Consider the following 11,101-nt stretch of genomic DNA (forward strand, 5'->3'; position numbering starts at 1 on the left):
TTACTTGTAAATTTCTAATGACACAATATACGGCAAATTAATTAATTTAGATTGTTGCTCATCAAATTTATTTGCACCAACAACTAACGCCTGGTTAGGCGATAAATTGTTGCTGTTTAGTATGTTCTGAAAAATTTCTGCTTTAGTTAAACTTAGCTCTTCAACAAAATATACCGTAAGATACTGCGCTAGCCCATTCCACTCTGTTTGCTTAATTTTATTGAGTTGTTGCTCAGGGTTGCCGGCAGTTACAATAAATATTTGTTTGCGGTCTATCACAAGTTCCTGTATAAACTCGAGCATATTTTATAAAGCAAAAGTTTTAAAGGTAAACGGGCATTCTGATGTAGAAGATCAAAATTATGCTTGTACTTTACATCAATAGCAAACTGGCTTGCTGTTTTCTCAAAAAGTTTTTCAGTACCATTACTTTCATACGCTGCACGCATAAATTCTATAATAGGTTGCGCACTTTTCTGCTCGGTATATTCTATAAACTGCGCAAACAGATAATAAACCTGTAGCAAATAATCCTTCTCTGGAAATAGCACATCATCCAATTCAAAAATTACGATCTGCTTGTCTTTTACGTATTGATATGCATCCATGTTAAATTGTAAAAAGTTTTAAATCATCAGCATCGTTATAACCAAATACCCCATTTAATTTGGGAGATACATTTGTAGATAGAGAAGCCTCCTCGGTTGAAAAAATCTGATCGCCATGAATAAACACTGCAAAATTTTGATAAGTAAGCTTTTCTTCCGTTAGGTAGTCCGCAATTATAGCTGCATCAGGCAATAACACCTGAATTCCATACTCACTAAAAAGTACAGCAGATTTAGCCAATGGCTCAAGCTCATAATGGTGTAAAGGGATAATACAATCTATGGCCTCAGTGATACAAAAATTTAATAGAATATGAGCGATACTGTCTTTATTTAATACACCTAACGATGAAAAGGCATAATTTTCAGTTATAATCCCCGGTACATCACCATAATCGGCAAGTAAAACAAAATGACTGGGAAACGCTTTCATCAGCTTTAAAGCCTTAGCATTGTTCCCTCCTGTTATCAGTATTTTCAAGGAAATGTTATATTTTAATTGAACTTAATTGTAATAATATATTTGATTTGAATAACCAAAGAATATTTCTTTATTATTATTCGTATATGTGGCCTTAATCACATTGCCTTTCGCATCATAAACATATTCCTTAATGTAAACGATTCCGCCGTTAATGGCATAACTTTCCCTAACAACCTGATTTTTTGCATTGTATGAATAAGCAAAGACTTTTTTCTTTTTACCATCGAGTGCATTTTTTTCTGTCAAATTGTTCTTCTTATCATACTTATTGAATTCATGGCTTTCAATTTTTCCATTATTGGAAGTCAAGATCTCTATAATGTGATTGTTAGTATCGTATGTATATTCGGTTATGCTACGATAATTATTATAGTGTGAAATCGATTCTTCTTTTATTTTTCTATTTTGAATATCATAAGTTTTCTTTTTTGTAGGAGTCAATATCCCATTTATTATGATTGATTCCTCTTTCAACTTCCCATTGGTATAGGAATAAACGAAATTATTTTTCTGTGTTGGCACCTTATTATTGGTAGAACAATCATAAAAACTCTGCACACGATCTGATAAATTTTTATTGTCATCGTACTTAAAAATATTGGTCTCAGATAAACATCTCTTATCTTTAAAAACAGAAGTATCCAACGTTTCTATCTTTAATCCTTTAACATACCTAATGGTCATTTTATGAGATAGAAAACCTTTTGTGTTCGAGTAATCCAGTTCTTCAACAAGATTGTTTTTGGCATCATATTTTCTAATATAATCAAAAGGAAAGCCTGTTTCTTTTATCAAATTGCCTTTGATATCATATTCATAAGTTCTTGATGTTTGACTGATGACATCTGCATACCTCACATTATCGTTTATATCGATAGTCAACAGCGTCATCATTTCCATAGATTTGAGCGGCATTGGATTATAGATTATCTTTTTAATCTTTCCATATAAAACTTTGCCCTTAAAATATTTATTCTGTGCATAAGTGCCGTTTGAGAGACATACCAAAACGAATAAGATAAAGCACTTAAACATCCTATTTATAAATTTCATGTGGTTAATAATATTGATTATTTCTATACAATTAAGCCATCTTTCATACTTACCACACGGTCGCTGGTTTTTGCAAGGTGTTCATTGTGCGTAACAATTACAAAGGTTTGATGGAAATTATCGCGCAAACTTACAAACAACTGGTGTAATCCGGCTGCATTTTCAGAGTCTAAATTCCCTGATGGTTCATCGGCCAATATAATTGAAGGATTGTTGATCAGCGCTCTTGCAATGGCTACACGCTGCTGCTCACCGCCAGACAGCTGATTGGGTTTATGCTGGGCCCTGTCTTTTAGTCCAAACAGATCTAACAGTTCAAATGCCCTGGCTTCGGCCTGTTTTTTATTGGTTTTGGCAATAAATGCCGGAATGCAAATATTTTCAATGGCACTAAATTCTGGCAACAAATGATGAAACTGAAATACAAAACCGATATTCTGATTGCGGAAAGTACTTAGCAGATCGCCATTCAATCTATTAACAACAGTGCCTTTTAGTTCTACGGACCCAACATCAGGTCTATCCAATGTTCCTAAAATATGCAATAAAGTACTTTTACCTGCACCAGATGGCCCAATAATACTTACAATCTCCCCTTTTTGCACTTCAAAATTTACGCCTTTTAAAATTTGTAGATTTCCGTACGATTTTCTTATTCCAGTGGCTTTTAGCATGCTTCAAATTTAATAAAAAAGGTTAAAGACTAAAGGTAAAAGCATAAAGACTAAAGCAAAAAGACTAAAGACTAAAGACTAAAGACTAAAGTTAAAATTAGAATCTGTGTAATCTCTAAATCTGTGTAATCATACCGAAGGAAAAAAAATAATTTTGGAAATATCAATTTCTTATTTAACTTTGAAAAACAAAGCACTTTTAAAATGAGCAATCAGGAAGAACAATTAAATACCTTAAAAGATATCAGACAAATGATGGACAGGTCGTCGAGATTTATTTCTTTGAGCGGTTTATCTGGTGTTTTTGCAGGTGTTATCGCTTTAATTGGGGCTTATTTTGCAAACGATGAAATTAACAAATTCATCGGCAAACGCGGTTACGGTTATGGCGTTGATGGAGAAATGGACCTGGAGTTTAACTTAATAAAACTTGGTATTTTTGTTTTGGTGATTGCTCTGGCTGGAGGAGTTTTATTTACCTATAGAAAAAGTCAGAAAAACAATCTTCCAATCTGGGATAAAACCTCTAAATCACTTTTAATTAATTTATTTGTCCCCTTGGTTGCCGGAGGTTTGTTTATTATTGCTTTATTGATTAACCATCCGAACACTTATGCTATTGTTGCACCAAGCTGTTTAATTTTTTATGGTTTGGCGCTTATTAATGCCAGTAAATATACTTACAGCGACATTCGCTACCTGGGGCTTTGCGAGGTAATACTCGGATTAATCTGCATGTTTTACGTAGGTTATGGCTTAATTTTTTGGGCTTTTGGCTTTGGTGTATTGCACATTGTTTATGGTCTTTTAATGTATTTTAAATATGAGAGAGGTCAGTAAGGATGAAAAACCCGATAGCAGATTTAAATAAAATATTCGATAGCCGGATCAGGTTGGGCGTAATGTCTATCCTGGTAGTAAACGATGAAATTGGCTTTAACGACCTGAAACAAATGCTCGAATTAACAGATGGAAACCTGGCCTCACACCTGAATACTTTAGAGCAGGCAGAATTTATAAAGGTACACAAAGGTTTTATCGGCAGAAAAACCAGTACCACCTACGCTATCACGGCTTTGGGCAAACAGGCTTTTAAAGCACATTTAGATGCACTTGAAAAAATGATCAAAAAACTATAGGCCATTTTTTTTAACTATTTACTTTGAAATACAAAGCACTTTTAAAACAAACAATACAATCTTAAAAAATTATAAACCATTATCATATCATTATGAAAAATAGATCCAACCTCTTATCACTCTCTGTTCTGCTGGGTGGCCTCCTGTTTACTTTTCTATTTTGGCAAGAAAGGTTAGCGCTCAATTTGCTCATCTACAGCATTTATTTGCTGGCTATTACCTTTATTAATCCAGATGTAGTTAAAAGTGCCAAACTAAAAATTTATGGTTTAGCACATCTTTTAGCCGCGGTACTGGTAGTGGTCAACAACTCTGATTTATCAGTTGCCACCTACTACATCAGTTTGCTGTTATTTATCGGTTTTAGTCATAACCAGCAGATCAGAACGATTTTTGCCGCTTTTCTTGCCAGTATTTTACAAATGATCACGGTTCCTTTTAATGCAGTAAAACATTTAAGTAAAATAAGCATAGGCAATTTTAACCTGAAACCTGTTTTTAAATTAATCAAGTACATTTTTTTACCTGTTATTGCCGTAATCTTTTTTACGTGTTTGTATTCTGCAGCGAATAATGTTTTTGCACATTATGCAGAAAGTGTATTAACTAACATCGGTCAATTTTTTGAAGATATTCTCCATTTCTTTTTCAAAGATTTAAGTATCGAACGCATCATACATTTCTGCTTTGGATTAGCCTTAACAGGAGGTTTATTACTCGCATTTTTTGATAAAAGTTTAGAAAAAGCAGAACTGAAATGCAAGGAACAATTAGTAAGGATCAGAAGAACATCAGGTCAAAAAACGATTTGGTACCACATTGTAGAAACATTTAGCGGCAACCTCTTAACACGGAAAATGGCTTTAAAAACCGAATACATTGTAGGCATAATTTCGTTTGTTGCCCTTAACCTCCTATTGTTGTTATTAAATGCCATCGATATTACCACGCTTTGGTTCGGTTATAAACCTTCGGGAAATTTCTCTGGAGAGCTGCACCAAGGCACGAATACACTAATCTTTAGTATTGTAATGGCCATGGCTGTAATCCTTTACTTTTTTAGGGGAAATCTAAATTTTTATCGTAAAAGCAAAACATTAAGAGCACTGGCCTTTGCCTGGATGGTTCAGAACTTTATCCTGATCATCTCGGTATTTATCCGCGATGGTTATTACATCGAATTTCATGGTTTAACCCACAAGAGAATCGGTGTTTTGGTATTTGCCATCCTCTGTATCATTGGTTTGGCCACCGTTTATTTAAAGGTAGCTAAACAAAAAACCATATTTTATCTATTTAAAGTAAACGGAAACATCTGGTTTGCATTACTACTTGCTTTTAGCACCATTAACTGGGATGTTTTAATTGTAAAATATAACCTCAACCATGTTGATGCCGTTGCTATTGATCCTTATTATCTAACCTCTTTATCAGAAAAGACACTCCCATTCTTAGATAAAAACCGGTCAAAAATCCATCCTTCAACCAATAACGATTCGGAAGTTGCCAAAGTAGATCGGCCAGAAGAAGCGCTAATGAGAAAATTAGACGAGCGAATTGGTTATTTCAAAGAACGTTACGAGAAATCGGGCTGGTTATCGTGGAATTTACAGGATTGGAATACGGCAGAATATTTTGGTGTAAGTAAAAAATAATAGCGTCAAGAATCATGAAAGCAAAAGCATTTCTAATCAATCTAAGTTAAAAATAGATTTAAGAAACATTCGGAACAACGGGATAAGACGTCTTGATCATTTCAATTTAATCGTTTTTATAAAAAATGGTAAATCTGTTTCGATAACAGAATTAAGCAGAAAATACGGCGATTTTAACGAGACAGAAGTCCTTATTCCAATCACTCAGGCAAAATTCAAGAAAGTTAAAACTGCGTGGCAACTCATTTTATAATTAACCGCTCAACCCTTAGCTCCCTGGTGCAAACCGCATCGGGGAAACTAAAAATTATTTAATTATCCATTTAAAACGTATATTAAAATATAAAAATCATGAAAAATCAAGAAACATTAAATTCAGGCAAACCAAGAATGATCATTATTTTAAGCATAATCGCATCAATATTGGCTATTCCTCTAATAGCAATGCAGTTTACTAATGAAGTGGATTGGAAGCCAACCGATTTTGCAATTGCAGGCACATTATTACTAAGCACAGGATTGGCTATAGAACTTGTAATTAGAAACTTAAAAACAGGTACTTTAAGAACAGTAATACTCGTTGTTATTTTACTAGCCTTATTCCTTATATGGGTAGAACTGGCTGTTGGTATATTCGGAACACCATTTGCAGGAAGTTAAAGAACACTATTAACCGTTTTGTTCCCGCAGATTTAAGATAATCAGCGCAGAGGAAATATATTTTTTGTATTTGTTAGAAACCAAATTGTTTTAAGCCTGATTACAGCGGTAAGCCTGGAGCGTAGTGAGGACTTATAGCGGAAAGCAGGGCCGCCAGCCGCCACGAAGAACCGCCCTCTCACTTTCAAATAAAAAATCTCTGCGCATATCTGCGAAATCAGCAGGACACTGTAAACTAGCGCACATTACAGGCACTAATTTCCCGATTAACACAAAACGTTCATTTTCTGAAAAAATCGGCAATTGCTATTTGTTTAAAGGGTTTGAAATTGTAGCTTTGGGCAAATTTTGTAGCAAATGAATATTCACGAATACCAGGGTAAACAAATATTAAAAAGTTTCGGTGTTAACGTTCAAGAAGGAATAGTTGCCGATACTCCTGAGCAAGCTGTTGAGGCTGCTAAGCAACTGAAAATAGATTACAATTCTGACTGGGTTGTAATTAAAGCGCAAATCCACGCTGGTGGTCGCGGTAAAGGTGGAGGTGTTAAATTAGCCAAAAATCTTGAAGAAGTTAAACAACGTGCAACCGACATTATTGGTATGCAATTGGTTACTCCTCAAACCGGCCCCGAAGGTAAATTAGTGAGTAAAATTTTAGTTGCTCAGGATGTTTATTATCCAGGTGCTTCTGAAACCAAAGAATTCTACATTTCGGTATTGTTAGACCGTGCAAAAGGCCGTAACATTATCATGTACAGTACGGAAGGTGGTATGGATATCGAAGAAGTTGCCGAGCACACACCACACTTAATTTTCAAAGAAGAAATCGACCCTAAAGTTGGCTTACAGGGTTTCCAAGCCCGTAAAGTAGCTTTTAACTTAGGCGTTAGTGGTGCTGCACATAAAGAAATGGTTAAATTTGTAACCGCTTTATACAAAGCTTACGAAGCTACCGACTCTTCAATGTTCGAAATCAACCCGGTATTAAAAACTTCTGATGATAAAGTAATTGCAGTTGATGCCAAAGTGAATCTGGATGAAAACGCTTTATTCCGTCATCCTGATTATGCAGCAATGCGCGATGTTACGGAAGAAGATCCGATGGAAGTTGAAGCAAGTGCTTCTAACCTAAACTTCGTTAACCTTGATGGTAACGTGGGTTGTATGGTTAACGGTGCTGGTTTAGCTATGGCTACCATGGATATTATTAAATTGGCCGGTGGTGAGCCTGCTAACTTCTTAGACGTTGGCGGAACTGCTAATGCACAAACAGTTAAAGCAGCTTTCAACATCATTTTGAAAGACCCTAACGTTAAAGCCATTTTGATCAACATTTTCGGTGGTATTGTTCGTTGCGACCGTGTTGCGCAAGGTGTAATTGATGCTTATAAAGAAATCGGTAATATTCCGGTGCCAATTATCTGCCGTTTACAAGGTACAAATGCAGAAGAAGCTAAAAAATTAATTGATGAGTCTGGCCTTCAGGTTTACTCAGCAATCGCTTTGAAAGAAGCTGCAGATTTAGTTACTAAAGTATTGGCTGAACAAGCGTAATAAGCTTAAAGCATTTAATCATAATGTACAAACCTTTCAGTGAAAACTGGAAGGTTTTTTATTCCCCGCTTTTAGAGGGGTATCCGCAGGACGGGATGTTTAACCCGGTCTATCTTTTGTAGGACAATAATAGTGGATACTTCAAGGAAAATATATCAAGTAGTCGAAACTTATTATGAAAATCAGGGTCCTGTTCTCTTCGGCCCCGATAGCCCTGCTATCACTGCAATCTTTTTAAACAACAACTGTCATGCTGAGGCACGAAGCATCTGTTTCATCGGCTGCAGATGCTTCGTACCTCAGCATGACAATAAAATTTATGGGTACCACAATTAAAAAGTATTTTCGTTCTATCAGGTTTATTTAACATGGGTCCGCCGTACTTCGGAGAAAAAACACAATGTTAAACTTACAAAGTCTTTCCTGCGCCCGGGCCTTTTTAGACTTTGTAAGTTAATCTACGCGGAATTCCAAAATATCTCCAGGCTGGCAATCTAAAGCCTTACAAATCGCTTCTAACGTTTCCAAACGGACAGCCTTTGCTTTTCCTGTTTTGAGTATCGACAAATTAGACATCGTAATCCCTACCCGTTCACTTAATTCGGTTAACGACATTTTACGCCTGGCCAACATGACATCTAAATTTACAATTATGGGCATGGGCTTATATCGTTAAATCGTTTTCTTTCTTTAACCCCAGCGAATAATTGAGCACCAACAAAAGCGCCCAAACAACTACATTAGCAATAAACAGATCGGCGAAAGGTTTTATTCCAACCTTTATCCCATAACCTAAAACCTCGGCCTGTTGTACGTAAGCTAACCTTGGTAAAATAAACCAGGTTACAATATTGGTAAAAAAGAATTTGAAAAGCAGATACGAAAATATGGCATACCAGATGCCCTTGATTTTTTTAATCCCATCTTCCGAAACAATTGTGCTTGCAATATGCTGCCGGTTATTATAAACCATTTTAAACAGCAGCCAACCGATATAGAAATAAAAACCGATCGATACTGTTTGCTTTATGCCATCGATAAAAAGGATAGAATTTGTTGGCGCACTAAAATCCTTAATTATTTCGAAGATTCCAGAGATAAAAAATATCAGCCATACTACCAGCCACATCCCGACTGATATTTTTTGAAGTTGCTGAAGTTTGTTTTTCATAAATTATATCGTTAAATCGTTTTCTTGTTGAATTTCTATTCCTCTGTTTACAACCTGTACAATTATAAAAAGCACAACGGCCATAAAGAACCACACATCAGCTCCATCCATATTTAACGATCGGAGATTAGCATCCATAACCCTTTGCTCTGCGAGCCAAACCGTATACTTATAGCCTAAATGGGCAAAAAATCCTATCCCAAGCGCTAAAAAAACCTGTATCAAAATAAAATGCTTCAATGCTACACTGAAAGGCTGAGAAATACTGAGTTTTTTATCGATAAACAATTTCACAATTAGATAGAACATGATTGCTTTTAGCACAGCAACAATAATCATAACGAGTGTAATAACGAGGAAATGCCCCTGATCAAATCTGTAAACACTTGATAAATAATCTGCTCCACCCCAAAAGTTCCTCACACCCTGTGGGTTTATAAACGTTGTAATAATTGTATTAACAATTACCCCACCGGCTTCGACACATAGGCCTATAAAAATTATCCAGGAAAGTACCTGTAATACTTTCAAAATCTGATTGGTTGTTATTTTAATTTCCATAATTACAATACCAGTTTAAAATGTAATGCCTGAGATTTTATTTACTGTTAATAATTAAGCCGTTTTCTTGTTTTGATCTTTATTCATGCAACCTGACAAAAACTACATGATCAAAAACACCCCATAATAATGGCTTTTATTATTTGCTTTAAATAGCTGAAAAATTAAGAAACGTCATATTTATTCAATCATTTATAGTACAAACATAAATAATAAATTATTACAATTCAAAATATATTTATTGATTTACAATAAATAATATTCGATAAACAATCATAATATAGTTATTCAGACATACAATGACAGAATTTTGTTTGGAATGATTTTTGCTATAAGTAAAACTGTAAAAAACTTGTGCAAACAGTAACATTTTCAGCATTTTATCCTTTCGGATTGCTATACAATTTCGTAACTTTGCACACTCAATAATTAAAGAGCACACAATTCGTATAAATGAGACAACTCAAGATAACGCAATCCATTACCAACCGTGAAAGTCAGTCATTAGATAAATACCTACACGAAATTGGCAAAGTAGATTTAATAACAGCAGAAGAGGAAGTAATTTTAGCAAGGAAGATTCGTGAGGGCGATCAGGCTGCATTAGAGCGATTGACTAAGACCAACTTGCGTTTCGTTGTATCTGTTGCAAAACAATATCAAAATCAAGGCCTAACCTTAGGCGATTTAATCAATGAAGGTAACTTAGGTTTAATTAAAGCGGCAAAACGTTTTGATGAGACTAAAGGTTTCAAATTCATTTCTTATGCCGTTTGGTGGATTCGTCAATCTATTTTGCAGGCAATTGCCGAGCAAAGCCGTATTGTACGTTTACCTTTAAACCAGGTAGGTTCATTAAGCAAAATCAGTAAAGCTTTCTCTAAATTAGAGCAAGAATACGAACGTGAGCCTTCTCCTGAAGAACTTGCCGATATTTTAGAAACTACAGTGGATAAAATTTCGGACACACTTAGTAATTCTGGCCGTCACGTATCAATGGATGCTCCATTTGTTCAAGGTGAAGAAAATACATTATTAGATGTATTGGAAAACCACGAACCAAATACTGATAGCTCATTGATTAATGAATCTTTATCAGAAGAAATTAAACGTTCTTTATCTACTTTAACTGAAAGAGAAAGAGAAATTATCGTTTTATTCTTCGGCTTAGGTTCTAACCATCCCCTTTCTCTGGAAGAAATTGGAGAGAAATTTAATTTAACCCGTGAACGTGTTCGTCAGATCAAGGATAAAGCGTTACAGCGTTTACGTCATACGTCAAGAAGTAAAATCTTAAAATCTTATTTAGGATAGGAAATTAGATTCATATAAACAAAAAAAGATCGGCTATTGGCCGATCTTTTTTTTGTTTATAACCTGAGTTCGATAATTATTTGCTGAAAATTATATCTTATTTACGCCTAATCCCGCTTTATCGTCCTGCTGAATTTATTTCAGCATCTTTTTAGCGTGAAAGACCCTGAAATAAATTCAGGGTGACGACCGTCTTAACAGAAAACTTGATTAAAACGCCACAAA

At 35.1% G+C, this 11,101-nt stretch carries 14 protein-coding genes; 6 read left to right on the top strand and 8 right to left on the bottom strand.

The features are described from left to right. The 5 genes from AW17_RS24925 to AW17_RS13345 all read right to left on the bottom strand — a co-directional run bounded on the left by AW17_RS24925 (position 1) and on the right by AW17_RS13345 (position 2,819). Positions 1-303 (bottom strand): HAD hydrolase-like protein, encoded by a 303-nt coding sequence (locus AW17_RS24925; protein ID WP_245235064.1) that lies wholly within the window; start codon positions 301-303, stop codon positions 1-3. Then, the gene (locus AW17_RS24930) at positions 276-608 is read right to left on the bottom strand and encodes a hypothetical protein (protein ID WP_245235065.1); all 333 of its coding nucleotides are present in this window, start codon (positions 606-608) and stop codon (positions 276-278) included. Before AW17_RS24930 ends, AW17_RS24925 begins: the two co-directional genes overlap by 28 nt. A 1-nt stretch (position 609) precedes the next feature. Next, positions 610-1,089: an ATP-grasp domain-containing protein gene (locus tag AW17_RS13335; RefSeq protein ID WP_157280296.1), complete on the bottom strand. Its 480-nt coding sequence runs from the start codon at positions 1,087-1,089 to the stop codon at positions 610-612. A 24-nt stretch (positions 1,090-1,113) separates the two neighbouring features. Beyond that, positions 1,114-2,007 carry a hypothetical protein gene (locus tag AW17_RS13340; RefSeq protein WP_157280298.1) on the bottom strand — a complete coding sequence of 298 codons (894 nt, stop codon included), beginning with the start codon at positions 2,005-2,007 and terminating at the stop codon, positions 1,114-1,116. Positions 2,008-2,168: 161 nt separating this feature from the next. Next, complete coding sequence (locus AW17_RS13345; RefSeq protein WP_029277178.1) at positions 2,169-2,819, bottom strand: ABC transporter ATP-binding protein; 651 nt, start codon at positions 2,817-2,819, stop codon at positions 2,169-2,171. A gap of 204 nt (positions 2,820-3,023) precedes the next feature. Between AW17_RS13345 and AW17_RS13350 the strand changes: the two genes are divergently transcribed. From AW17_RS13350 to sucC, 5 genes are all read left to right on the top strand, one after another. Beyond that, positions 3,024-3,659 (top strand): hypothetical protein, encoded by a 636-nt coding sequence (locus AW17_RS13350; protein ID WP_029277180.1) that lies wholly within the window; start codon positions 3,024-3,026, stop codon positions 3,657-3,659. Positions 3,660-3,661: 2 nt separating this feature from the next. Continuing rightward, positions 3,662-3,958, top strand: coding sequence for a winged helix-turn-helix domain-containing protein (locus AW17_RS13355; RefSeq protein WP_029277182.1), 297 nt, complete (start codon positions 3,662-3,664; stop codon positions 3,956-3,958). A 92-nt stretch (positions 3,959-4,050) separates the two neighbouring features. Beyond that, a complete protein-coding gene (locus tag AW17_RS13360) occupies positions 4,051-5,613 on the top strand; it encodes a DUF4153 domain-containing protein (protein ID WP_029277184.1) in 1,563 nt (520 codons plus the stop codon). A 351-nt stretch (positions 5,614-5,964) separates the two neighbouring features. After that, positions 5,965-6,273: a hypothetical protein gene (locus AW17_RS13365; RefSeq protein WP_029277186.1), complete on the top strand. Its 309-nt coding sequence runs from the start codon at positions 5,965-5,967 to the stop codon at positions 6,271-6,273. Positions 6,274-6,630: 357 nt separating this feature from the next. Next, positions 6,631-7,830, top strand: a complete 1,200-nt coding sequence (gene sucC / locus AW17_RS13375; RefSeq protein ID WP_025142947.1) for an ADP-forming succinate--CoA ligase subunit beta — start codon at positions 6,631-6,633, stop codon at positions 7,828-7,830. A gap of 453 nt (positions 7,831-8,283) precedes the next feature. Here sucC and AW17_RS13380 read toward each other — a convergent pair whose 3' ends face one another. The 3 genes from AW17_RS13380 to AW17_RS13390 are packed head-to-tail and all read right to left on the bottom strand — an operon-like array spanning position 8,284 to position 9,562. Then, a complete protein-coding gene (locus AW17_RS13380) occupies positions 8,284-8,490 on the bottom strand; it encodes a helix-turn-helix domain-containing protein (RefSeq protein WP_029277191.1) in 207 nt (68 codons plus the stop codon). Positions 8,491-8,494: 4 nt separating this feature from the next. Continuing rightward, positions 8,495-9,001: a hypothetical protein gene (locus tag AW17_RS13385; RefSeq protein WP_029277192.1), complete on the bottom strand. Its 507-nt coding sequence runs from the start codon at positions 8,999-9,001 to the stop codon at positions 8,495-8,497. 3 nt (positions 9,002-9,004) lie between these two features. Next, positions 9,005-9,562: a DUF2975 domain-containing protein gene (locus AW17_RS13390; RefSeq protein WP_029277194.1), complete on the bottom strand. Its 558-nt coding sequence runs from the start codon at positions 9,560-9,562 to the stop codon at positions 9,005-9,007. 453 nt (positions 9,563-10,015) lie between these two features. Between AW17_RS13390 and AW17_RS13395 the strand changes: the two genes are divergently transcribed. Next, positions 10,016-10,876, top strand: a complete 861-nt coding sequence (locus AW17_RS13395; RefSeq protein ID WP_010601359.1) for a sigma-70 family RNA polymerase sigma factor — start codon at positions 10,016-10,018, stop codon at positions 10,874-10,876. The last annotated feature ends 225 nt before the right edge of the window (positions 10,877-11,101 follow it).

It is taken from the genome of Pedobacter borealis DSM 19626 (assembly GCF_000708285.2).
Classification (GTDB): Bacteria; Bacteroidota; Bacteroidia; order Sphingobacteriales; family Sphingobacteriaceae; genus Pedobacter; species Pedobacter borealis.

What these genes read in the sequence shown, in the direction of transcription:
- AW17_RS24925 (WP_245235064.1), bottom strand. Translation starts at nt 303, where the DNA reads ATGCTCGAGTTTATACAGGAACTTGTGATAGACCGCAAACAAATATTT.
- AW17_RS24930 (WP_245235065.1), bottom strand. Translation starts at nt 608, where the DNA reads ATGGATGCATATCAATACGTAAAAGACAAGCAGATCGTAATTTTTGAA.
- AW17_RS13340 (WP_157280298.1), bottom strand. Translation starts at nt 2,007, where the DNA reads ATGCCGCTCAAATCTATGGAAATGATGACGCTGTTGACTATCGATATA.
- AW17_RS13345 (WP_029277178.1), bottom strand. Translation starts at nt 2,819, where the DNA reads ATGCTAAAAGCCACTGGAATAAGAAAATCGTACGGAAATCTACAAATT.
- AW17_RS13350 (WP_029277180.1), top strand. Translation starts at nt 3,024, where the DNA reads ATGAGCAATCAGGAAGAACAATTAAATACCTTAAAAGATATCAGACAA.
- AW17_RS13355 (WP_029277182.1), top strand. Translation starts at nt 3,662, where the DNA reads ATGAAAAACCCGATAGCAGATTTAAATAAAATATTCGATAGCCGGATC.
- AW17_RS13360 (WP_029277184.1), top strand. Translation starts at nt 4,051, where the DNA reads ATGAAAAATAGATCCAACCTCTTATCACTCTCTGTTCTGCTGGGTGGC.
- AW17_RS13365 (WP_029277186.1), top strand. Translation starts at nt 5,965, where the DNA reads ATGAAAAATCAAGAAACATTAAATTCAGGCAAACCAAGAATGATCATT.
- sucC (WP_025142947.1), top strand. Translation starts at nt 6,631, where the DNA reads ATGAATATTCACGAATACCAGGGTAAACAAATATTAAAAAGTTTCGGT.
- AW17_RS13380 (WP_029277191.1), bottom strand. Translation starts at nt 8,490, where the DNA reads ATGCCCATAATTGTAAATTTAGATGTCATGTTGGCCAGGCGTAAAATG.
- AW17_RS13385 (WP_029277192.1), bottom strand. Translation starts at nt 9,001, where the DNA reads ATGAAAAACAAACTTCAGCAACTTCAAAAAATATCAGTCGGGATGTGG.
- AW17_RS13390 (WP_029277194.1), bottom strand. Translation starts at nt 9,562, where the DNA reads ATGGAAATTAAAATAACAACCAATCAGATTTTGAAAGTATTACAGGTA.
- AW17_RS13395 (WP_010601359.1), top strand. Translation starts at nt 10,016, where the DNA reads ATGAGACAACTCAAGATAACGCAATCCATTACCAACCGTGAAAGTCAG.